We start from the raw sequence: 23,403 nt of genomic DNA on the forward strand, positions 1-23,403 counted from the left end.
CTCCTGAACTGTTATTTATCGAGAATTGGCTTGCGGACGGTGATGGTCCGCTCGTCCTGGCCGGAGAAAAGGTAGATTTCCTTGGGATCGATGCTGAGGCCGATCGGCGCATCGTTGGCAATGCCGGCAACATGGCCGATCTGTACGGTGATGTTGCCAGTGCCGCTTTCGGAACCGATGCATTGCAGCGCGCCGGCATCGACATAGAGAATGGTCTCGCGCCCGAGATGCTCGACGAGACGGACTTGGCCGGAAATCGGAGCGCCCGCGGACTGTCCCGCGGCGATGGAGATGTTCTCGGGCCGGATACCGAGGGTGAGCTTTTCTCCCTGCCGAACCGCGCAGCCGGGCGCGAGCTCGACAGCCACCGGCGCTAGGCCGGGCGCGGAGACGGTCACGCTATGTCCGGAAACCTGATCGACGGTCACCGTGAAGAAATTCATCCTCGGCGCACCGAGGAATCCCGCCACGAAGAGATTTTCCGGATTGCGATAGAGCTCCAGCGGCGAGCCCACCTGCTCGATGATGCCGCGGTTGAGAACCACGATCCGGCTCGCCATCGTCATGGCCTCGACCTGGTCATGGGTGACATAGATCATGGTCGCGCCAAGCTCGGCATGCAGGCTGCTCAACTCGACGCGCATCTGCGTGCGAAGTGCCGCGTCGAGATTGGATAGCGGCTCGTCGAACAGGAAAACATCCGGGGAGCGGGTAATGGCGCGGCCGATCGCGACGCGCTGGCGCTGGCCGCCGGAAAGCTGCTTCGGCCGCTTGTCGAGCTGATCGGTAATCCTGAGGATCTTGGCGGCGCGCGCCACCGCCGCATCGATCTCCGCCTTCGGCCGCTTGGCCATGCACAGGCCGAAGCCCATATTCTCGGCAACCGTCATATGCGGATAGAGCGCATAGGACTGGAATACCATGGCAATACCGCGCTCGCCCGGCTCGGCCGTGGTGACATCGCGGCCATTGATCAGGATTTGGCCGGAAGAGATCGTCTCCAGCCCGGCGATCGACTTCAGCAATGTGGACTTGCCGCAGCCGGAGGGACCGACCATGACGATGAATTCGCCCTGCTCGACGGAAAGATCGATACCGCGCAGCGCATGATAGGCGCCGTAATTCTTGTTGATATGGCGTAGTTCGAGACTGGTCATACTTCTAGGCTCGCAAGGAAAGAATTGGCACTGAGGGCGGATGTGGCGGATGGAATGCTCATCCCTTCACCGCGCCCATGGTGAGTCCGGCAATGAAATGCCGCTGCATCAGGAAAAACATGATGACCGGTGGCACGGCGACGACGATGGTGCCGGCGGAGATCAGATTCCAGGCGGAAACCCACTCGCCACGCAGGTTGGCAAGTCCAGCCGTGACGGGCTTGACCGTATCGCTGATGGTCAGCACCACGGCCCAGAAGTAATCGTTCCACACGAAGGTGAAGATAAGGATCGCAAGCGCCGCCAGTGCCGGGCGCACCAGGGGCACGACGACGTGAATGAGCGTCTGGAAAGGCGTCGCGCCTTCCGCTCTTGCCGCCTGAAACAGCTCATCCGGCAGAGCGGCGATGAAGTTGCGCATGAACAGCGTCGCAAAACCCGTCTGGAAGGCGATATGGAAGATGATCAGCGCCACGGGCGTGTCGTAGAGGCCGATGCGCACCATCAGATCGCGCACCGGAATCATCATGATCTGATAGGGCAGGAAATTGCCGCCGACGAACAGAGCAAACACCAGCATGTTGCCGCGGAAACGATAGCGCGCCAGCACGAAGCCGGCGAGCGTGCTCAGGACCAGCACGCCAAGGACGGCCGGCAGGGTGATCATCAGACTGTTGAGGAAATAGCGTGCCATCGGCGTCTGGGTGAAGACGGACGTATAGTTCTCCACTAGGCCGAACTGCGTCGGCCAACCCCAGAGATTGCCGCCCATGACATCCCGCGTCGAGCGGAACGACGTCAGGATGATGGCAAACAGCGGGCAGAGCCAGAGGACAAGGATGGCAAGCACGGCAATGAAATAGAAGCGACGCCGCCAGATGGCATCTTCGGCAATTGGGCGCGGATACATCAGGCTCCTCTTTCTTCGATGCGAATGATGCGGCTGAGATACCAGGCGATGAACACCGCCATGATCACGAACAGGACCGAGGCGATCGCGGCGCCGTAGCCGAAGCGATAGGAGAAGATCGACTGCTCGAACATCTGGTAGGCGAGCACTTCGGACGAGCCGAAAGGACCGCCTTGCGTCATGACCGAGACCATGTCGAACGAGCGCAGCGCACCGACGACGGTGACGGCGATCGCGATGAAGGTGACCTGCGTCAGCTGCGGCAGGACGATATGGCGCAGCATGTTCCATCCTCGCGCTCCATCGACACGACCGGCGCCGATCAGTTCCTCGCTGAGATTGTTGAGCCCTGCGAGGTAGAGCACCATGCAGAAGGCGATCTGCGGCCAGAGCGCTGCAATCACGATCGCGAAGGTGACGAAATGCTCGTCCGACAGGACCGCTGGTGCAGTCGCGCCGAAAAAGCCGAAGATCAGCGCCAGCAGACCGAGTTGCGGCGTATAGACCCAGGTGAAGACGACGCCGACCGCGACCGAGGCCAGTACCAGCGGAATGAAGAAGAGCGACTTCATGAGCCGCATGCCGCGAATCTTCTGGTTGACCAACAGGGCGATCGCCAGTCCGAGCGGCGGCGCTGCCATGAACATGACCAGCCAGATGATGTTGTTCTTCAGCGAGACATAGAATTGCGGGTCGTTGAACAGCTCGGCATAATTGCCGAAGCCGATCCAAGTCATCGGGCTGAAGCCATCCCATTCGTGCAGGCTGATCCAGAGGCTTTCTATCGCCGACCACAGGATCACGACTGAAAAGAGAATGGCCGCGGGCAATATCAGCAAAGTCGGGGTGAGCCACCAGCGATGGCGGCGCCAAAATCTTATCATCTTATCCTCTTTTGGTATGGGCAGGCGGAGCAGCAGCCCCGCCTGCCTGTCGCTGGGAGGAGAGTCAGATCTTGTAGATACGCTTGCGCGTACCTTCGAGCCGCTTCAGGATCGCATCGCGCCGCTCGGGCTTCGCCATAAACTCCTGGAAGCCGACGAGGCCGGCCTGAGCCATGTCGGGATCGCTGTCACGGTCGTAATATTGCGAGGTACCCTGTACCGTCTTCAGCGTTTCGACGGCTGCGTTGACGAGCGGGTCCTTGCTCGGCGGCAGATCGTTGCGGGGCGGCACGTTGCCGCCGGGCTCCAGATACGGGCCGAGATTTTCCGGCCGATAGAAATAGGCGAGGAATTCGCGTGCACCCTGCTTGTTCTTGGCATTAGCCGGGATATGCACCGAGTTCAGCGAAAACTCCTCGAAACGGCCGATTTTCGAATCGATCGTCGGGAAGGGAGCGAAAGCGAGCTGATCGAGCTCTTCCTTCGGGAAAGTGGAGCGGACGAAGGCGCCGAGGTTCATCATGCCAGCCTTCTTTTGCGACAGAAGCGCACCCGCTTCTTGCCAGCCGAAGGATGTGTTGTTCGGCGTGAAGAAATCCTGCTTGATCAGGGTTTCCCACATGTCGAACACCGGCTTCAGTGCCGCATCGAGATAGCTCATCTCGCCGTTCATCAACGCCATGTGCTTGTCGAGGCCGTTTATGCGCAGGTTCATCTGATCGAACCACCCGGCGGCAGGCCACAATTCCTTTGTGCCCATCGCGATCGGCGTCAGATTGGCGCTCTTGCATTTCGCGCCGTAGGCCAGGAAATCATCCCAACTTGCCGGCACCGCAGTGCCGAGCTGGGCGAAGACGTCCTTGCGATAGAACATGCCCCAGAGCGTGCCGCCCGTCGGCAGACCGTATTGCTTGCCGTCGACCGTCACCGAACCGGCCGCCGCGCCAAGGACGTCCTTGTACTTCTCCTTTTCGAAGAGATCGGAAATATCGTCGAACAGGCCGCGCTTGACGAAGGCGCGCATGCGGTTTCCCGAGAACCAGAAGCAGATATCTGGCGCCCCGGCGACCAGATAGTTGCGGATCGCGGTTTTGTGCGCCTCATGATCCATATTGTTGATCACGACTTTAACGCCGGCCTGCTTGCCGAAATCCTCAGCCATCTTGCGCAGGATTGCCAGCGCATCGGCGTTGTTCTCGTCGGAAATGATGTTGATGTCCTGCGCCTGTGCAATGGCAGGCATGGGAAAACCGGTGAGCGCTGCGGCGGAAACCGCCCCTGCCCCCTTCAAAAAATTGCGCCGGCTCGCCGGCCTTCCAAGCAAATTGAAAGTCATTTGGACTCCTCCCGTTGTGATATCTATCCTCGTCCTTAGCCAGCGGACCGGACGGAATGCGCGGCGGACGCCCCTCTTGCCCTCTACGCAATGGTCGCAAAGAAACTGCCGCCGCGATGCATGTGCACCGCCCGGAACCCTCGGTTCGAGAAACCTTGTCCTATTGCTGACTTCTTCGTGCTTGCGCACATGCCGGATGTTGATCGACAAGTGAAGTTATGCATAAGTCTGAAGCGGGCGCAATAATTAATTTACAAAATTAAGAAAGAGAAATCGTGAAGCTGAAAGGTGACCAGAGCACTTCGCGAGCCCTCAACCGGCGGCTCATCCTGAACCTTCTGCGGCAGGAAGGGCCGAAAAGCCGCGCCGAAATCGCAACGATCACCGGCCTCAGCCCAGCAGCGGTCACCTTCGTCATCGCCGACCTGATCGAGGAAGGACACGTCACCGAAGGCAAGGCCGTGGCCGGACTTTCGGGTCGACGCCCCATACCCGTCGAGATCAATTACGCCAACGGGCTAGCGATCGGTTTCAAGCTGATGGTCGGCTCCGTCGAATGCGTCGTCACAGATCTTGCAACCAACCCGCTTGCCTCCCGTCGCCTGTCCCTTGATGACAACGAGCCGGAAAATGTTGCAACGACGCTGGCCGAAGCCGTACCCCAGCTCGTCAAGGCCGCGGGGCGCCCTCACGCGCGGCTGGCGGGCATTGGCGTTTCCATGCCTGGTGTCATCGACAACGGCCAGGCCGTCTGCGTGCGCAGCTTTCGCTTCAAGTGGAACAATGTTCCTTTCGCATCGATGGTCGCGCAAAAGGTCAAGGTGCCGGTCTGGCTCGAGGACGACACGAATGCCTATGCCATTGCCCAACAGCTCTTTGGCCCGGGAAGGCATCATCGCAATATGGCCGTGCTTGCAATCGGCGTCGGCATCAGCTGTGCCGTCATCGTCGACGGAAAACTCTACCGCGGCGCCCATGGCGCAGCCGGCAAATTCGGCCATACCTTGCATGAGGAGAACGGCCGGCTTTGCGAATGCGGCAAGCGCGGCTGCCTGATGGCCTATTATTCCGAACCCGCCATGCTCCGCACATGGCGCGAGGCGACCGATCGGGATCGTAGCCACAACCTGTCCGACATGCTGGAATCAGCAGAGGCAGGAGATGCGGAGGTCAACAGAATCCTGCGCGATGCCGGCGCCGGGATCGGCAAGGCGCTCGCCAACCTCGTCAACATCACCGACCCCGAAGTCATCGTCGTCGGTGGCGAGGCCGTTTCGTTCGGCGATGCTCTTTTCGGCCCCCTGGAAGCCAGCATGGCCGCCCGCACCTTTTTCGCCTCGCCGCCTCTTCTGCCCGATTGGGAAGACAATTCCTGGGCGCGCGGCGCAGCCGCCCTCGTCACCCAGAAATTTTTCGACTTCGAGACGGTGGACGGAACAACCGGAATGAGCGAACCGGCCACGCCAACCTACCTCGCATGATCGGCCGCTCTCGAGAGCCCATTCGGGTGCCAGTCCATCGGGATGGAAAACCGCCGAAGAGAGGATGCATTCCGCAGCGAAGGCTCGCTCAGCCTTTGGTGACCCCCGCCGTCAGACCGTCCACGAACAGGTTCTGGAAAAACAGGAACAGGAGAGCGACTGGAATTGAGGCACGCCTCTTATAGAGCTAGGCTCAGGACCGGTTTAATTGCTTGCGGCAGATGGAGATTGGTTGTTTTACCGAAGATGGTCTTAGGTGAAAAGTTGCTCTCAAGAAATGTTGAAGACCACCCAGGCAAGCAATGCGGATTGAACTACTCCGAGAAAAATAGGACCCCACGTCGTGCGGGCGTTCCGCAATTGCGTCCCGACATAACCGTCCAATAATTGGAGCAGCGCCGACAGCGCGCTGAGCCAAAGCATTGCAATCAAAGGAGCCCAGACCCCAGCAGCGATGGTGACGACGGCTATCGGTATGGTGCGGGCTAAGGTGTAAAGGGCAAATATCCGGCTGGATTCGGTTTGCGACCCGGGGGCAACCAAGGTTGGGCGCACTAGACCGGCGATAGCAAAGAAGGCAGCGCCGAGGACGTTGATGATAGTGACCGTATATAGGGCGGTTAGCATGTGTTCTCCTAGAACCGAAATCATCGCCTTCGCTGCGCTCCGTGTCTCTGCTCGGGCCTTTGTGTCGAATATCGTTTCATAAATCCAATTGATTATTGTAATAAAGATATATGCACGAAATCGATCTACGCCGCGTCGACCTCAACCTGCTGGTAGTATTTGAAACCCTCATGCGGCAACGGCACGTCGGCCGCTCGGGCGAGGCTCTCGGCTTGACCCAGCCGGCGGTGAGCCATGCCCTGTCCCGGCTGCGCCACCTGTTGGGAGACCCGCTTTTCGTGAGGCATGCCGGGGGCGTCAGGCCAACGCCGCGGGCGGAGGCATTGGATGCGCCGATCGGTCATGCACTGGCGGCTGTGCGCACAGCCTTGGCCGAGGCCAGCACCGTCGCCTTTAATCCCGCCCGCGCGGTTCGCACCGTGTCGATTGGGGCCTCAGACTATGCGGACTTGGTGCTGATGCCGGCCCTGATGGCCGAGGTGCGCGCCTCCGCGCCCGGACTCGACATTCGGCGGCGATCGACCAGCAGGGAGGTCCTGCTTGGCGATCTGAGGCGTCGCGACATCGACCTGGTGATCGGCCCGCTCGCTGCAGCGCCAGATGGCTTGGTCCTGACGCCCCTCTTCACCGAGCATCTGGTACTGGTGGCCCAAAAAGGCCACCCGGCTCTGGCCGCCGAGATGTCCCTGAAGATGCTCGCCGAGCTCGAACATCTGCTGGTCTCGCTAGGCGGCGATGCGACTGGCAGTCTTGACCAACGCCTTGGCGAGACCGGCCTTTCCCGGCGCGTCGTAATGACCCTTCCGAATTTTCTAGCGGCGCCCTTCATCGTGGGGGCGACAGACCTCGTCGCCCTGCTGGCCGAGCGCGTGGCGCGGAGGCTCGCCGATGCCGCAGCCATCGCCATTCACCCGCAGCCGGCCCCCGTCCCGACATGGTCCATCGGCCTTGCGCGTCTGGCTGGTGCCGCGCCAGATCCGGCCATAGATTGGATCGCCGCAAAGGCGGCAAAGGTTGCCGCGACAATCTAGGCTAACCCGCCGATCATCGACGCGCGGGACGCTATGAGCCAACGGAAAATACGGCTCAATTCGCTATCTGGCGCTCGCTCAACAAAACAAATCACTCATCACGATCTTCTTCCTGAAGACCATGAATCACATCCCAAACTTATTTAATAGGTCCTGAGCCTAGACGCCGAGAGGGACAGCAAGCCGCGTTTGTCGGACGACGACGCGACGGAAACAGGCGTCGGCAAGGCTGCGCTGGCGCCGGCGAGTGGGCGATAAAATCGATCGCATATGTCGATTTCCCCGATCGACATGGCGTCACGTCGACGCAGCAGCGGATCGCGAGACTGTGCCAAGCATGCCAGGCGGTGCCTTGTTGATCGCTCCCGAACCGCCGACCTCGCATAATCGGCCGCCTAGAATGGGTTTGCATGTTTCGGACATTCGATATTTTGTCACATCCATGTCATGAAATACGTCGACAGCTCGTGCCAGATCAAAAGCGGGTACCCAGATGGATTATTTCAGACGTTTCAACTTTCTGTTCGCAACACCAACCTTTGACAATGAGGATCTGGAGGGCGCCCGCTATAATCAGATCGTCGAGGAGATCGAACGCTCCGGCTTTGAAGTGGTGCGGGCGCGCAATCTCGAAGATGCGGAGATCGCCGTACAGACGGACGCCGCCATCGGCTGCATGCTGGTCGACTGGGGCAAGAAGGGGCTCGAAGGTAAAACTGCCGCTCTCATCAATCTGATGCGCCGGCGCGGTCTGGAATTCCCGATCATCCTGCTCATCCGCCGCAAGCGCTTCGAGGATGTGCCGGTCGAAGTCCTCGATTTCATAGACGGCTATGTCTTCCTATCCGAAGAGACGCCCGCCTTTATCGCCAAGAGCCTCATCAGCCGGCTAAAGCAATATGCCGAGACGTTGAAGACGCCATTTTTCGGTGCGCTGGTCGATTATGCCGAGGAAGGCAACCACCTCTGGACCTGCCCCGGGCACAATGGCGGCATCTTCTACAGCCGCAGCCCCATCGGTCGTGTCTTCATGGAGCATCTGGGCGAAGCGGTGTTTCGCGACGACCTCGACAATTCCGTGCTCGACCTCGGCGACCTTCTGACCCATGAGGGACCCGCGCTTGCCGCACAGAAGGAAGCGGCAAAGATCTTCGGCGCCGAGAAGACCTATTTCGTGCTGAACGGCACCTCCACCTCCAACAAGGTCGCTCTGTCAGCTCTCGTCACCGATGGCGATCTCGTGCTGTTCGATCGCAACAACCACAAGGCTGCTCATCACGGCGCTCTGATGATCTCGGGCGGCATTCCGGTCTATCTGCCGACCAGACGCAACCTTTATGGGCTGATCGGCCCCATGGATTTTGCCGAAATGGACGAGGAGGCCCTGCGCGAGCGCATCCGCACCCACCCATTGGTGAAAGATCCGGAGGCTTACAAGAAGCCGCGCCCGTTCCGCGTCGCGGTCGTGGAGCAGTGCACCTATGATGGCACCATCCACAATGCCGAGATGATCCTCAAGCGCATCGGCCATTTGTGCGATTACATCCTCTTCGATGAGGCTTGGGCGGGTTTCATGAAATTTCACCCGCTCTATGCCGGACGTTTTGCCATGGGTCTTTCCGACCTCGGCCCGGATGCGCCCGGTATCATCGCCACGCAATCGACCCACAAGCAGCTCGCCAGCTTCTCGCAGGCCTCGCAGATCCACATGAAGGACCGGCATATCACCGGTCAGAAGCGCCGCGTGGAGCACCGGCGCTTCAACGAAAGCTTCATGCAGCATGCCTCGACCTCACCCTTCTATCCGCTGTTTGCCTCGCTCGACGTCGGTGCGCAGATGATGAAGGGCCGTTCGGGCGAAGTGCTCTGGGACGACACGATCCGCCTCGGCATCGAGCTGCGCAAGAAGATCCGCGCCGTGCGCCGCGAATTCGAGGAGAAGGAACATCGTCCGGAGCGCCGCTGGTTCTTCGAGCCCTTTGTGCCCGACCGGGTGGCGATCCCAGATGTCTCAAGTCCCGGCGCGGTGCACGACGTGCCGTGGGAGAGCGTCGCCACCGATCAGCTCGCCACCAATCCTGCCTTCTGGCACCTGACACCCGGTGCGGCATGGCACGGCTTTTCGGGGATGGAGCCGGGTTTCGCCATGACCGATCCGAACAAGCTGACCCTGCTGACCCCCGGTTTCGACCGGGCGAGCGGAAAATACACCGAGCACGGCATACCGGCGCCCGTGGTCGCACAATATCTGCGCGAAAACCGCATCGTTGCGGAAAAGAACGACCTCAATTCGCTGCTATTCCTCCTTACCCCTGGCGTCGAGGCCAGCAAGGCCGGCACGTTGATCAGCGGTCTTGTCGCTTTCAAGAAACTCCATGACGACAATGCGCTGCTGGAAGACGCAATCCCGGAATTCTATCGTCGCCGCCCAGGCCGCTATGCAGGCGTGCGCCTGCGCGATCTCTGCGCTGAGATGCACAATTTCTTCCGCCAGGCCGATGTGAGCGCGCTACAGACGAAGCAGTTTTCCGCCGACCACCTGCCGCCGATGGCCATGTCGCCGCATGATGCCGCGCGCTGCCTGGTGCGCAACGATGTGGATTATCTGCCGATCGACGCCATTGCCGGCCGCATCGCAACGACACCCTTCGTCGTCTACCCGCCGGGGATCGCGACCATCGTGCCCGGCGAGCGCCTGACGGAACAGGCAAAGCCGATGATCGACTATCTCAAGATGTTCGAGACCTGCTTCAACACCTTCCCCGGCTTCGAGGTAGAGATCCAGGGGCTCTATCGCGAGATCGACGCATCCGGCAAAATCCGGCTCTATACCTACGTCGTCGCGGAATAGGCTGGAAAATTCGGATTGGTCATGAAGCAGGATAAAACAATCGTCGTTCGTCCATCCCGGGAGAGCGACGTCGATGCGATGTTGGCGATCTATCGCCGCCATATTCACCGGGGCGTCGAGGCTGGGGTTGATGATAGCGACACGCCGCAACCGGATGACCTGCGCGAACGGCGCAAGAATTTAAAGGACCGCCGCTTCCCGCATGTCGTTGCGATCGACGGTGAGAAGGTCGTCGGCTATGCCTATGTGGTGTTGTTCCGCAAGCGCCCGGCCTACCGTTACACGGTCAAGCATTCGATCTATGTGCATCACGACCATATCGGCCAGGGCGTCGGGAGCCTGCTCATGCGCGGGCTGATCGACGCCTGTGCTGCGGCCGGCTTCCGGCAGATGATCGGCTATATCGACGCAGACAATGTCGCTTCACTCGCACTGCACGAACGCTTCGGCTTCGCCCGCGTCGGCCTATTGCCGGCGGTTGCCTATCGCTACGGCCGCTGGGCTGACACGGTCATGGTCCAGCGCTCACTCGCCTCCGGCTCGACCACCCCACCGCCACCGCCGGCCCTCTCCACCCGCTGAAACCAATGAGATCGATGCCGACAAGCATGGCTGGCGCAAACCATGCTCGTGGCACTTATCGTCATGTTCCACCGATGTGTCTCGCGCCTTCCAGGACCATTTGCGTTCAGCGATCCGATCAGGGCCGTCTTATTTCGTCGCGCCGTACCAGCCAGAACAGCAGCAGCAGAACGATCACGACGGGAAGGAAAACCGCCAGGATCGCAACCACCACGCTCCCGAAGGTTCCATCCGATATGACGTGAGGTGCGATGGAAGCTGTCACGGACAGCCAATAAAGCGGAAGGAGCCATATGACTGCGCCTGACCGCAACAGCATCGCGACGGTAGCAAGGATCAGCCCGAGCGATCCGACGATGAGATTTACGGTCGCAACTTTCGGGTCAACAAGTCCCGGCGTTTCGATCGCCATGTAATCCGCAACCTTCATCATGGCCCGCAACACAAAGACAGTGCCAATGATCATCGCCGCGGTGGCGATCCGATATATCCACTTGGAAACCTTTGTCCTCACACCGTGTCCTCGTCCTTGACTATGGACTTGTACAGGTTTTCCATTCAATTGCGCAACCAAAGGTTTTCCTCAAAGGATTAGCCGCGGGCTCTACCACGGAAAAGAAGGGCGTCTCACCGGCCAGCCGTGTTGTCGTTGAGGATAGCATGCAGGTTCTAGAATCTATCGGAGGTAGTCGCTGCGCCCCGGCCAGCGATCACGTCGCCGGTCGCTCGTTTTGGCACACGCCGGGCGACAAATCTCAAGGAGAAACGATCGGTTCCAGACCCAGATATCCTCTTCCATCCGGCACCCCATCGTGGATTTTGCATCGATAAGAACGCTCACAGGCGAATGCCGAGTTTTCCCGCATGCCGCGTGAGAAGAAGGCGGCCGTTCTTTTGGATTTGCCGCCCAATAACCATAAGCATCATCTAATATATGATATCTCTAAAATTCCCTATGGCTGCTTTGTTCCAACAAAGCAAACATAGGGAGACTTTATAGTGGCTCACGATCCAGCCCGCGGCAAACGCGTTCGAGAGGCTATATCTCGGCGTCAGATCCGGAAAGTACACGCGCTCGCCGCCGAACTAAATGTGTCCGTTGCCGCCGTCTCGCGTTGGCAGAATGGCGGCCATACCTCATTGGAAAGTGCTTGTGCGCTTGCCCAACTGCTGGATGTCTCTCTCGATTGGTTGCTACTTGGGCGCGGTACGATGGAGTGGCACAGGGACAGCACAATTTCCCAGACTGAGCTTCAATGGGTGCTCGCGCTCCGCAGCCGGTCCACGATGATACAGGCGGGCTTCATCAATCTGCTTCAAGCCATCCCACCAGAACAGCCTTACGCTGAGCGCAATTGTGCCCGCATTTTCACCTTCCGCTCAACAGCTTCAGGTTGATTAGATGATGAATATATAAGACATTTCTAATTAGGGTTTCAAACACAGCACCGGATGATCGGACGGAAAGCGTATTCGGCTTGTGCCGCGGGAGAGACCCTTTGCTTCACTCTCAACGCAAAAGGATTGTTGACCATGTCTACATTGCTGACCATCAACGTGAAGAACTACCAGCCGCAGACACAGAGCTTCTACTTCTTCCAGCAGCCGGCTATCTATACCGGCGGCGGGCAGGTCTACTCGAACAGCCTTTATTCGCAATCTCTCGGCAACTACGATGCAACCGGCGCGATCCTGACCTTCCAGGTCAATCTGCAATATTATGCCGGCATCCAGCAGGCGAACACGCCACCGCAGGTTGGTCAATCCTCGGGCTTCGCCTCCGCCAGCCGCGCAATCGACCTTGCCGGCGCCGGCAGCGGCGCGCCGAACGACTGGACGACCGCGACAGTTTCGCCGCTCGGCCTTTCCGCACCGATCAACGGCCAGGGCGTACAACCAGGCGCTTTCCGCATCACGACACCGAGCTTCACCTCGCCGCCCTATTACAATGTCGGCTCGGCGATCGCCGTCAACGGTGGCATCGTGCTCTCCAACTTCGTGCAGGCAAACCCGATGAACAACATCGATTGCCAGCCCATCCTCAAATACTTTGTCCAGACGGGGGCCTATACGCCGGGCAACGTCATGAACTTCTCGCAGTCCAGCGTGAACGCCGCCCTCTCCGATTTTACCGGCGGCTACACCATCTGCAACGTCAGCCTGCAAGCCAACGGCAACTGGAGCACCCAGCTCCAGTAAGCCCGGAGCGGCCGTGCGGGTGGAGAACCGCGCCTCCTCACCTTCACCCGCATGCGCCTGCCATCTGATGTTCGCCGCCAGCCAAGGCGGCGAACAACCTGAACCCAAATGGCCTGAAGCTTAAACGGGATTGTGGGAACATCATGAGCAGTTCGTCCTACCAAATCGTCGTTCGGAATCTCTCGCAGACGGCGCAGTATTTCTACGTCTTTCAGAAAAGAGCCGTGTTCGAGCCGTCCGCGGGTACCATCTACTGCTCTAGCCTCGGCTGCCAATATGTCAGCAATTACGACAACTCGGGCGCGCAGATAATCTTCGGCCTGGATAGACAAATCTACGCGGGCGCGATCAGCACTGCAGTGTCGCCGCCGCCACCGCCGCTGCCTACCGCATCGAACGCGTCCGGAACTTTGCGGCTCCTGGTCAGCAAGGCGACCGCAAAAAAAGCAATCTCGCTGACGACTGACACAGGCAACAATCCGCCGACCAATTTTACGGAATTGACGCTCAGTCCGCTGGGGTTTTCGCCGCCCACCTATCAATCGGGGATCTCGGTTGGAGCTTTTGGCGTCAAGGTGCCGCCCTATACGCCGGCTCCGTATCCCGAGCTCTTTTGCGGCGTCGCTGCATTGTACACAGGCGAGAGCGTTGTCCTATCGAGCTTCGTGGCGCCCGTGCCCAACGCCGTGATGAGTTGCGCGCCGGCGCAAGTCTTCTTCGTCAAGACAGGCTATCAGCCTATCGCGAGCCTCCTGGCCTATGACGAGAGCAACTCGGCGCGATGTGATTTCACTGCCGGCTTCGCCACGATCACCGCCACCTACAATTCAAACGGGACGTTTTCAACGACCGGTGGACCATAGGCCGAAGCTAGCCGGTTTGTCGGGAACGACTGAACGAGGCGCAAACTGCTTGCGCAAGACCACGGCGCGAGGCGCTGCCCCGCCGTTTGCCTGAATGCCCCGAGGCTGCCTACGGGCACCTCCCTGAACACTCACAGACACGGCGGACGGCACGAATTCGCTCACCGCCATACCAGGTCCGGCGGCGCGCGCTGTCGGTCAGCGCTCCCCGCATGCGGTGGGGAACGCTCATCTCCTCCTAGCGAAAAGGAAAACCGTCATGCAAAATACCAAACTACGCAGCCGCATCCTCGCCGCAACGCTCACCGCCCTCGTTGCGCTTGGCGCAACAAGCTCGGCGCATGCCTATTCCATCTATCGCAGTGTCACGGCCGATGCCGCAACGGGAATTGTCGTTTGGACAGCGGTCAACTTTGGCGTCAGTGGAAATCCGCCGACGTTGTCGTTCTACTATTATCCTAATGATGCGGCCGCCCTGCTTGCGATGCCGGGCGCCCAATGCTTCGTCAAGGTGGACCTCGGCAATCTTGTCAATCCTCCGCCCGGCACCCAGATTCCAATCGGAAACGGTATCCAGTTCAATGCGAATGCCGCCGATAATCCCAGGCCCTTCCCCTGGAATGTTGTCTTCGACAATGTACAACCCGGCCATTGGAGCATCGCAAAGACAGAGATCCAAAACCCGACATCGTCCAATAACGCGGCAAGCCGCGTGGCGGCGGTAGCCTTCCAGGCCCTTGCCACGACGGCCGGCTCTGGGACCACCGTCGTCAATGGACAATTGACCAATTGCGCTGCCCAATAGACTTTCCGTGAGAAGGCCCTAATGTTTAAAAACGCAATGATTTTCACCGCCGGTCTTCTTAAAAGTCCGGCGGCTTTTTCACGGGAGAATTCGACATGGCAGTGCTTCATCACGCGTTTCGCTGTGCCGTCACGCCAGGCTTCGAACGGACGGTTCTCGACCTATTGGCAGCATGGGAATCCGCTGACCGGGAAAGACTTTCCACCATGGCGGTTAGCCGTTACGCCGAGCTCGCACAGCGCGAAGATATTAACTCCGCCTTTTATCTCGGCCCGGACGGTGCTGCGTCGTCCTGGCTGCAGCCTGGATTCATCAGCCCCGGGCTTGCCGCCCTGGTGACGCTTGCCAAGGACTTCGTTCCAGTGCCTACCTTGAGCGCCAGCGACGATACGAACCACCATCGGCTGGCAACGCATTTGCCGGCGCTTGGCTGGTCGGCTGACGAGATCGACTTTCTCATCCATGGGCAGCCTATTGAAACGATGCTTCAGCCTTATGCCAGCTCCACCGATCAATTGAAGGAGGGTAAATTCCGCCACACGGGCGGCTGGACGCCTCCCGGCATGACACGAAAGCTGAGGGAGAGCATCGACCGCTTGATCCTTGCTCCGCCTTCGCAGGCCGACGAGGCGGTATGGGCGTGGAACCTACTGAATGAAAGCAAGGCTCTGGACGATGCGCGTGCAATGCTAGCCCCGCTGAACGACGATGACTGGCTCATATTGTCCATTACTCATTGAAAACATGCGTGAATGGCGATGCGAGCCTTGAGGCGAAGTTTCGAACGGGAGCTGAACCATAGCTGAGCGGAAATCGTAAGCGCCGATGCATGCCGTCCGCTCAACGAATACTCGCAGATTCAACCGCTGTTGCGATTATCCGAAGGATTGCGAAGCAAGGGCAAAAACGACCGGAGAACCTGTGTTCTGGCTCCCATAAGAGGCCGCTTCGGAAGAAACCATTGTCGTCACGGTGTCGAAGACGGACATGCCGCTTTGCTGGACAAAACCGGCGAATGAGCCCGTACCGAAATGGGTATCGAGCCGGAGAAAACTGCCGACATGCGCGGCGACATGCGGATGAACGACGGAAATTGCATCTTCCTCGCAATAAGCAACGACGGGGCCGACGACATGACCGCGGCCGAAGCGGCGCCGCATGGAATAAGCCATCAGCTTCCGACCATCATAAAGACCGTAGCAGATGGAGCTCTCGAACAATCGCAGCAGATGCTGGTAGCGTAGTGTGCCGAAAGCAGGCTCATCCAGGGCCGCGACGACATCCAGATCGCTGCGCTCGAGCCGCCGCAGCTGAAGCCCCGGTTTGATATTGCCGACTTCAGGCACGGATAGAACCTCACCCTGACACTGAAAGACCGTCTGTTGCGGTATGAACCCGAGCGTTGCGCACATCCGGCGCGCCGCCCTTGTCGCATTCAGCCTTAATCGTTCATGATGGCATTCGGCCAGCATCCGGTTAACAAGCCACTCCGCCGTACCATTCGTCTGCAGTCGCGGCGCGGTGATCAGCATGCCGAATGTGGCGAAATTCTCTCCGTGTGGAAACCACATGGTCGAGCCCGAAACCCTGCCGATTTCGTCAAGCGCCACGAAGCCGCGGCCGACATCGCGCAGGTGCTGCCAGTCCTGCGATCGATGCGGCCACCCGACCGACATCGAGAGAGCCTGAAGCTGTGACAGAGCGACCTCTGAGATGTCGGCAAAGCGCAGTTCGAATGCATCGACATGCAGTTTTTCGGGTACTTTTGTATCCATTCGTGGTCCAGCCGCCATCCGATCTTCCGGCTGCCATTCCCGCAAGCCGGCATCATGCTTGGCGACCTTAGCCGAGACCGCGCGAAACATTTCACTGCGTATGCAAACGGCGGCGCAAGAATTGACCGTATGCGCCGCGCTTTCGGCAGGTATTCTTCTGGCGGAGGCTTAACCTTCCTTTGATCGAAACCTCGCTTGCACAGGCGAGGATAGCAATCGGAGATTGGCAACAGCAATGCAGGCAGCGGACATTCTGGCAAAACTGGTCGGTTTCGATTCCGTCGTCGGAACGCCGAATGCTGAAATCGTGGAGTGGATCGGTGCCTACCTGAAGTCCTTCGGCGCCACGGTTGATATCATTAGAGGTCCCGAGGGCGACCGGTCGAACCTTTTTGCCACCATCGGTCCTCGCGGCGAGCCGGGTTATGTCCTCTCCGGTCACATGGATGTCGTGCCGGCCAACGAGGCGGGATGGGCGAGCAACCCCTTCGTGCTGCGGGCCGATGGGGAGAGGCTGTATGGCCGCGGCACCAGCGACATGAAGGGCTTTCTGGCCGCGTCTCTGGCGGCGGTGCCGATGCTCGCGGCGAGCCCCCTCAAGCAGCCAATCCATTTTGCCTTTTCCTATGACGAGGAAGCAGGCTGCCGTGGCATACCGTATCTCATCGCGCGCCTGCCGGAGCTTTGCGAAACGCCGCTCGGCGTCATCGTCGGAGAACCCAGTAACATGCGGGCTATCCTCGCACACAAGGGGAAATCAGCCGCCCGCGTCACCCTGAAGGGACGCTCCGGTCATTCGTCGCGGCCCGATCTCGGTCTCAATGCCATCCATGCCGCCGCCGAGGTTTTGCAGGCCGCCATTTCGACCGCACATTCTGTTGCCCAGGGGCCATTCGAAGCAGAGTTCGAACCGCCTTATTCATCGGTCTCGGTCGGCATTATTCACGGCGGGCAAGCCATCAACATCGTTCCGGATCTCTGTACGCTCGAGGTCGAAGCGCGGGCAATTTCCAGCGTAGACCCGGCAGCATTGCTCTTACCGGTGCGCGGGGCCGCTGCCGCGCTTGAGCATCGGGGCGTTCAGATGCAATGGGAAGAGCTGAGCTCCTATCCCGCCCTCTCCCTTCCGCGTGCAGCGCCTCTTGCCGATCTGCTGACGGAGCTGACCGGCATCGAACCACTCGCAGCGGTGAGCTACGGCACCGAAGCCGGGCTCTACCAGCGCGCCGGCCTCGAGGCGATCATTTGCGGTCCGGGCGATATCGGGCGCGCGCACAAGCCGAACGAATTCATCCTCATGGACGAACTCACCGCCTGCCAGGCCATGATCGAGGCTCTCGGCCGTCGTTGCATGGCGTGATACCCGCAAGACCGAAGGATGAATAGCCCATGACGTTCCTCTTCAATTCGGATGCCCGCCGCGGCCATATCTTTCAGCAGGCCTTCGCCCGGGAGCTGCCGGATATCTCGTTTTCCACGGATCCACTGTCGGTCGATCCAGACGCCGTGCGCTATCTGATAAGCTGGACCGTTCCGGACGACTTGCCACGCTACCGCAATCTCGAAGTTCTGTTTTCCATCGGCGCCGGCATCGATCAATTCGACGCGGCACAGATACCCGCTCACGTAAAAATCGTACGGATGGTCGAAGACGGCATCACACGCATGATGCAGGAATATGTGACGCTTGGCGTCCTCGCGCTCCACCGCAATCTACCGGCTTATCTCAGCCAGCAGCGCCGCCAGGTCTGGAATGCCTTGCCACAGGTTCAGGCCGCCGAACGCCGTATCGGCGTGCTGGGGCTCGGGAACCTCGGCAAGGCCGTGCTCGAAAGACTGAAGCCGTTCGGCTTTTTGCTTGCCGGCTGGAGCCGCAATCAACGCGAACTGGAAGGCGTTGCCTGCTTTGCCGGCGAAGCGGGACTCCAGGCCATGCTTTCCGAGACCGATATTCTGATCTGCCTTTTGCCGCTGACCGACGAGACCCGCGGTTTTCTCAACGCCGACCTCTTTGAGAAACTGCCGCAGGGCGCGGGCCTCGTGCATGCCGGCCGTGGACCGCAGCTCGTTTCGGAAGATCTCCTCGCCGCGCTCGACAGCGGTCGGCTTGCCGACGCCGTGATCGATGTCACCGATCCCGAACCGCTGCCGGCCGGACATCCGTTCTGGAACCATGAACGCATCCTGCTGACGCCGCATATCGCAAGCGTCACCCAGCCCCATAGCGCCGCGCGCGCCGTCATCGATAATATCAAGCGGATCCGGGCGGGTGTGGACCCGCTCGGCCTCGTCGACCGTCGCCGCGGCTACTGATTGCCAACCCGAAAGGAACCCGATGTCCCTCCTCAAGACGATTGACCCTAACCCTTCCTTCGCGCCGCGCGAAAATGTTGTCGCTGCCGAGCGGTTGATCTCTGGCGATCCGAAGCTCAAGACCTGGGCACAGGACGTTGCCCGCAACGAGACGGTGCACACCGGCGTATGGGAGGCCACACCCGGTGTCAGCCGTTCGATCAAGGGCGAAACCTTCGAATTCTGCCATATACTCTCCGGCGTCGTCGAACTGACGCCGGAAGGCGGCGAGCCTGTCGTCTATAGGGCGGGCGACAGCTTCGTCATGAAGCCGGGCTTCGTCGGAATATGGAAGACGATCGAAACGGTTCGGAAGATCTACGTGACCGTCACTCCCTAAGTTTTGCTGCCTCGGCACGGCTCCCGAGCCCCGCCCAATCCGGTCCGGCCAAAGAATACGCTGCCGGACCGCCCCAAAACGGGTTTTTCCGCCGCGCCGGCCGACGCGATCGGATCAAGCTACTTCACCGATCCTATAGCATCTCGGTAAATTGACCGGAGATATCATTATGGACCTGAGCTTCGATCCCGACAGTCTTTCGCTTCCCGTCGGGCATTTCATCGGCGGGCATTTCAATGCCGCGAGCGGTGTCATTCCGATGCACCGTCCCTCCGATGGCAAGGCCTATGCCGAATGCCCGATCGCGGACGCCACCGTTGTCGACCAGGCCGTTCAAACGGCCAAGGCCGCATTGAAGGAAAGTAATTGGGGCGGCGTCCGCCCGCGCGAGCGCCTGAATGTGCTGCACCGCTGGGCGGACCTCATCGAGCAGGAAGCCGAAACGCTCGCTCGGCTGGAGGCTGTCGCTTCGACGCGACCCGTCGGCCAGCTTGTCGATGGCGATATCGCGATTTCAGCGGAGCAGATCCGCTTCTTCGCCGAATTCGCCGACAAGGAAGGCAGCGACCTCGTGCCGACCGACGACGGCAATTTCGGCATGATCATGACGGAGCCCTATGGGGTGGTGGGCGCCATCACGCCCTGGAATTTTCCGATCAACATGGCCGCCTGGAAACTCGGGCCGGCGCTGGCCGCTGGAAACGCCGTCGTCCTGAAGCCGTCCGAAATGACGCCGTTTTCATCCATCTATCTGGCTGAGCTCGCCGTGCGTGCCGGCCTTCCCGCCGGCCTGATCAATGTCGTGCTCGGTGACGGCGTGACGACCGGCCAGGCGATCACCGGCCATCCCGATATCGCCAAGATCAGCTTTACCGGTTCGACCCGGGCTGGATCCGCCATCATGGAGAACATCGCCCGCACGGGTGTAAAGCCGATGACGCTGGAACTCGGCGGCAAGAGCCCGCAGATCGTCTTTGCCGATGCGGACCTCGACAAGGCGGCGGCGGCCATTACGGCCAGTATCATTGGCAATGCCGGCCAGGCCTGCGTCGCCGGATCGCGGCTCATGGTGGAAAAAAAGATAGCGGCCGGACTGATCGATGCCATCCGGAACCGGATGAAGGGTGTTGTCCCAGGTCCTACCTGGGATGCTGCGAGCCGGTACTCCCCCATCATCTCGGAAAAGCAGAGACAGCGCATCGATGCGATCGTCTCCGCCACTATCGAAGCCGGGGGAGAATGTCTTGCAGGCGGTACGCTCATGGACGCACCGGGCTATTTCTATGCCCCGACACTGATGGCCGGAGTCGATCAGAACTCTCCGGCTATTACCGAGGAGATCTTCGGTCCCGTGCTGACTCTCCAGACATTCGAGGACGAAGAGGAAGCCCTACGGCTCGCTGACCATCCGAGCTACGGGCTGGCGGCAGGCCTCTTCACCCGCGACCTCTCGCGCGCCATCCGGCTGACCCGCCGTCTGCAGGCGGGCACCATATGGGTCAACCGTTACAGCCGTTCCCGCGACCACATCCTGCCGACCGGCGGCTACAAGCAATCCGGCATCGGCAAGGACCTCGGCCGCGAGGCATTTCAGGCCAATCGCAAGAGCAAGAGCGTTTTGATCAATCTTTGAGGACAGCGAACATGAAAACCTACAAGATTGCTTTGATCCCGGGTGACGGCATCGGTCGTGACATGATCGCCGCCGGCTGGTCGGTTCTGCAAAAGGCGGCGGGCGCCGGCGGCTTTATGCTCGACGGCACCGAATTTCCCTGGTCCTGCGCCTTCTACAAAGAAACCGGCGCTATGATGCCCGCCGATGGCATCGCAACGCTGCGCGGTTTCGATGCCATTCTGCTCGGAGCCGTCGGCTGGCCGGCCGAAGTGCCGGATGCGGTATCCCTGCACGGGCTATTGCTGCCGATCCGCAAGAACTTCGTGCAATATGCCAATATTCGCCCTCATCGCCTGCTGCCGGGCGTCCAGGGGCCGCTCAAGGCGTCAGCCTTCGACATTCTCTGCATCCGCGAAAATACCGAGGGTGAATATTCCGGCGCCGGCGGCCGCATCCATCAGGGCACGCTCGACGAAGTCGCGGTCGAGACGTCGATCTTCACACGCAAGGGCGTCGAGCGCATCTTGCGTTTCGCCTTCGAGCAGGCAAGGACCCGGCGCGGCAAGCTCGCCTCGGTAACGAAATCCAATGCCCAGAAGCATTCGATGGTCTTCTGGGACGAAATCACCCGACAGCTCGCGCAGGATTACCCGGACGTCGAAGTCACGAGCTATCACATCGATGCCATGGCAGCCCGTATGGTCATGGCACCGGAAACCCTCGACGTCGTCGTCGCATCCAACCTCTTCGGCGACATCCTCACGGATCTCGGCGCAGCAATCCAGGGCGGTCTCGGTTTCGCGGCATCGGCCAATATCAACCCCGAGCGGAGCGCTCCGTCAATGTTCGAACCGGTGCACGGGTCCGCGCCCGATATTGCGCATCTCGGCATCGCCAACCCGATCGCAACGGTATGGTCCGGCGCCATGATGCTTCAACATCTGGGCGAGCAGGATGCGGCAAATGCCGTCATGGCAGCGATCGAAGCGACGACCGCAAGCGGCATCGGCACGGTTCCGGGCAAAGACCGGACCGATGCGATCACCGCAGCACTGCTCGCCGCAATCTGAAGTCTTATCGAGGATCCGAACATGCAAAATCTGAAAGTGCCATCTCTGTTCCGCCAGCAGGCGCTGATCGGAGGCGACTGGCTTCCCGCCCGCTCGGGCAAGACCGTTGCCGTCGTCGATCCGGCAACGCAGGCCATTATCGGAACGGTGCCTGATATGGGCGGCGACGAGACGCGGGCAGCGATCGAGGCCGCCGAGGCGGCCTATGGTCCCTGGAAGAAGCGCACGCACGCCGAGCGCGCGGCGCGGCTGGAAGCCTGGCATGATCTGATGCTCGAGCATATCGACGATCTCGCGCTGATCCTGACGATCGAACAGGGTAAGCCGCTTGACGAAGCTCGTGGCGAAATCCGCTACGGCGCCTCCTTCGTCAAATGGTTCGCGGAAGAAGCCCGCCGCATCGGCGGCCAGACCATCCCCTCACCGACGCCCGACCGGCGCATTGTCGTGCTGAAGGAACCGGTCGGCGTTTGCGGCATCATCACGCCCTGGAATTTCCCGAATGCGATGATCACGCGCAAGCTCGCGCCGGCGCTCGCCGCCGGCTGCACGGTCGTCGTGAAGCCTTCCGAATTCACCCCCTACTCGGCTCTAGCGCTCGGCGTGCTTGCAGACATGGCCGGCATCCCGGCTGGAGTCATCAATATCGTCACCGGCATGCCCTCCGAAATTGGCGCCGAGATTCTTGCCAATCCGACCGTGCGCAAGATTTCCTTCACCGGCTCCACACCCGTCGGCTCGCTGCTGATGCGCGGAGCCGCGGCCAGTATCAAGCGGCTTTCCCTCGAGCTTGGCGGCAACGCTCCTTTCATCGTCTTTGATGACGCGGATCTCGATCTTGCCCTGGAGGGAGCGATCATTTCCAAATTCCGCAACGGCGGCCAGACCTGCGTCTGCGCCAACCGCATCTTGGTCCAGGCCGGTGTCTACGATGCCTTCGCCAAGAAGCTCGCCGACCGCGTCGATGCCATGAAGGTCGGGCCGGGCACCGAAGCCGGCGTTGCGATCGGTCCGATGATCAACGAAGCGGCGATCGCCAAGATCAACCGCCATGTCGACGACGCGCTTTCGAAGGGCGCAACGATCGTCACAGCCAAGCGGGATCTGCCGACCGGCCCACAATATGCGGCGCCGATCGTCCTGACAGGAGCAACTGTTGCCATGCAGCTCGCCGCCGAGGAAACCTTTGGACCGGTCGCGCCGCTCTTCCGCTTCGAGACCGAAGACGAGGCAATCGCCATCGCCAATGGCACACCTTACGGGCTTGCGGCATATTTCTATACCGAAAGCCTGAAGCGCGCGTGGCGGGTGGGCGAAGCGCTCGAATTCGGTATGGTCGGACTCAATACCGGCTTGATCTCCACGGAGGTCGCACCGTTCGGCGGTGTCAAGCAATCGGGCCTCGGGCGCGAAGGCTCGCAGCTCGGCATCGAGGAATATCTGGAAACAAAGGCCTTCCATATCGGTGGCCTCAGCTGAACTCCTGCGTTTCAGGCTGAAAAGGGTCGCAAGCGAGACCCTTTTC

At 60.2% G+C, this 23,403-nt stretch carries 22 protein-coding genes; 15 read left to right on the forward strand and 7 right to left on the reverse strand.

Translation table 11 applies throughout. The annotated features are described in order from the left end of the window. Positions 1–11: 11 nt before the first annotated feature. The 4 genes from FP026_RS04675 to FP026_RS04690 form a co-directional block, all read right to left on the reverse strand. Positions 12–1,157, reverse strand: a complete 1,146-nt coding sequence (locus tag FP026_RS04675; protein WP_149633453.1) for an ABC transporter ATP-binding protein — start codon at positions 1,155–1,157, stop codon at positions 12–14. 58 nt (positions 1,158–1,215) lie between these two features. Continuing rightward, on the reverse strand, positions 1,216–2,067 hold the full coding sequence (locus FP026_RS04680) for a carbohydrate ABC transporter permease (RefSeq protein ID WP_149633454.1): 852 nt from the start codon (positions 2,065–2,067) through the stop codon (positions 1,216–1,218). Then, positions 2,067–2,951 (reverse strand): carbohydrate ABC transporter permease, encoded by an 885-nt coding sequence (locus tag FP026_RS04685; RefSeq protein ID WP_149633455.1) that lies wholly within the window; start codon positions 2,949–2,951, stop codon positions 2,067–2,069. The genes FP026_RS04680 and FP026_RS04685 overlap by 1 nt, the downstream gene beginning before the upstream one ends. A 64-nt stretch (positions 2,952–3,015) precedes the next feature. Next, entirely contained in the window at positions 3,016–4,287 is a 1,272-nt protein-coding gene (locus FP026_RS04690) for an ABC transporter substrate-binding protein (protein WP_149633456.1), read from the reverse strand. 275 nt (positions 4,288–4,562) lie between these two features. Here FP026_RS04690 and FP026_RS04695 point away from each other — a divergent pair, with 275 nt between their 5' ends. Continuing rightward, positions 4,563–5,768 carry an ROK family transcriptional regulator gene (locus FP026_RS04695; RefSeq protein WP_149633457.1) on the forward strand — a complete coding sequence of 402 codons (1,206 nt, stop codon included), beginning with the start codon at positions 4,563–4,565 and terminating at the stop codon, positions 5,766–5,768. Between the two features lie 270 nt (positions 5,769–6,038). Here the strand turns inward: FP026_RS04695 and FP026_RS04700 are convergent, their stop codons facing one another. After that, the gene (locus FP026_RS04700; RefSeq protein WP_149633458.1) at positions 6,039–6,395 is read right to left on the reverse strand and encodes a hypothetical protein; all 357 of its coding nucleotides are present in this window, start codon (positions 6,393–6,395) and stop codon (positions 6,039–6,041) included. Positions 6,396–6,505: 110 nt separating this feature from the next. On the opposite strand from FP026_RS04700, the gene FP026_RS04705 reads away from it, so the two are divergent. The 3 genes from FP026_RS04705 (at position 6,506) to FP026_RS04715 (ending at position 10,859) form a co-directional block, all read left to right on the forward strand. Next, a complete protein-coding gene (locus FP026_RS04705; protein WP_149633459.1) occupies positions 6,506–7,426 on the forward strand; it encodes a LysR family transcriptional regulator in 921 nt (306 codons plus the stop codon). Between the two features lie 493 nt (positions 7,427–7,919). Further along, entirely contained in the window at positions 7,920–10,277 is a 2,358-nt protein-coding gene (locus FP026_RS04710) for an Orn/Lys/Arg decarboxylase N-terminal domain-containing protein (RefSeq protein WP_149633460.1), read from the forward strand. A gap of 21 nt (positions 10,278–10,298) precedes the next feature. Beyond that, entirely contained in the window at positions 10,299–10,859 is a 561-nt protein-coding gene (locus FP026_RS04715) for a GNAT family N-acetyltransferase (protein WP_149633461.1), read from the forward strand. A gap of 118 nt (positions 10,860–10,977) precedes the next feature. Here the strand turns inward: FP026_RS04715 and FP026_RS04720 are convergent, their stop codons facing one another. Further along, a complete protein-coding gene (locus FP026_RS04720) occupies positions 10,978–11,433 on the reverse strand; it encodes a hypothetical protein (RefSeq protein WP_149633462.1) in 456 nt (151 codons plus the stop codon). 425 nt (positions 11,434–11,858) lie between these two features. On the opposite strand from FP026_RS04720, the gene FP026_RS04725 reads away from it, so the two are divergent. The 5 genes from FP026_RS04725 to FP026_RS04745 all read left to right on the forward strand — a co-directional run bounded on the left by FP026_RS04725 (position 11,859) and on the right by FP026_RS04745 (position 15,466). Further along, the gene (locus FP026_RS04725; protein WP_149633463.1) at positions 11,859–12,257 is read left to right on the forward strand and encodes a helix-turn-helix domain-containing protein; all 399 of its coding nucleotides are present in this window, start codon (positions 11,859–11,861) and stop codon (positions 12,255–12,257) included. Positions 12,258–12,392: 135 nt separating this feature from the next. Next, positions 12,393–13,058, forward strand: coding sequence for a hypothetical protein (locus FP026_RS04730; protein WP_149633464.1), 666 nt, complete (start codon positions 12,393–12,395; stop codon positions 13,056–13,058). 143 nt (positions 13,059–13,201) lie between these two features. Further along, complete coding sequence (locus FP026_RS04735; protein WP_149633465.1) at positions 13,202–13,921, forward strand: hypothetical protein; 720 nt, start codon at positions 13,202–13,204, stop codon at positions 13,919–13,921. 259 nt (positions 13,922–14,180) lie between these two features. Beyond that, positions 14,181–14,726 carry a hypothetical protein gene (locus tag FP026_RS04740; RefSeq protein ID WP_149633466.1) on the forward strand — a complete coding sequence of 182 codons (546 nt, stop codon included), beginning with the start codon at positions 14,181–14,183 and terminating at the stop codon, positions 14,724–14,726. Between the two features lie 95 nt (positions 14,727–14,821). Then, positions 14,822–15,466, forward strand: a complete 645-nt coding sequence (locus tag FP026_RS04745) for a hypothetical protein (protein ID WP_149633467.1) — start codon at positions 14,822–14,824, stop codon at positions 15,464–15,466. Between the two features lie 135 nt (positions 15,467–15,601). Here FP026_RS04745 and FP026_RS04750 read toward each other — a convergent pair whose 3' ends face one another. Next, complete coding sequence (locus FP026_RS04750; protein WP_149633468.1) at positions 15,602–16,501, reverse strand: GNAT family N-acetyltransferase; 900 nt, start codon at positions 16,499–16,501, stop codon at positions 15,602–15,604. A gap of 235 nt (positions 16,502–16,736) precedes the next feature. Between FP026_RS04750 and argE the strand changes: the two genes are divergently transcribed. From argE to FP026_RS04780, 6 genes are all read left to right on the forward strand, one after another. Further along, a complete protein-coding gene (gene argE / locus FP026_RS04755) occupies positions 16,737–17,861 on the forward strand; it encodes an acetylornithine deacetylase (RefSeq protein ID WP_149633469.1) in 1,125 nt (374 codons plus the stop codon). Positions 17,862–17,890: 29 nt separating this feature from the next. Further along, the gene (locus tag FP026_RS04760) at positions 17,891–18,814 is read left to right on the forward strand and encodes a 2-hydroxyacid dehydrogenase (RefSeq protein WP_149633470.1); all 924 of its coding nucleotides are present in this window, start codon (positions 17,891–17,893) and stop codon (positions 18,812–18,814) included. Positions 18,815–18,836: 22 nt separating this feature from the next. After that, a complete protein-coding gene (locus tag FP026_RS04765; protein ID WP_149633471.1) occupies positions 18,837–19,193 on the forward strand; it encodes a cupin domain-containing protein in 357 nt (118 codons plus the stop codon). A 169-nt stretch (positions 19,194–19,362) separates the two neighbouring features. After that, on the forward strand, positions 19,363–20,826 hold the full coding sequence (locus FP026_RS04770) for an aldehyde dehydrogenase family protein (protein ID WP_149633472.1): 1,464 nt from the start codon (positions 19,363–19,365) through the stop codon (positions 20,824–20,826). 11 nt (positions 20,827–20,837) lie between these two features. Beyond that, positions 20,838–21,878, forward strand: a complete 1,041-nt coding sequence (locus FP026_RS04775; protein ID WP_149633473.1) for a tartrate dehydrogenase — start codon at positions 20,838–20,840, stop codon at positions 21,876–21,878. 21 nt (positions 21,879–21,899) lie between these two features. Continuing rightward, positions 21,900–23,357: an NAD-dependent succinate-semialdehyde dehydrogenase gene (locus tag FP026_RS04780; protein ID WP_149633474.1), complete on the forward strand. Its 1,458-nt coding sequence runs from the start codon at positions 21,900–21,902 to the stop codon at positions 23,355–23,357. Positions 23,358–23,403 lie beyond the last annotated feature (46 nt).

It is taken from the genome of Martinezella tropici (assembly GCF_008370325.1).
Classification (GTDB): domain Bacteria; phylum Pseudomonadota; class Alphaproteobacteria; order Rhizobiales; family Rhizobiaceae; genus Rhizobium; species Rhizobium tropici_B.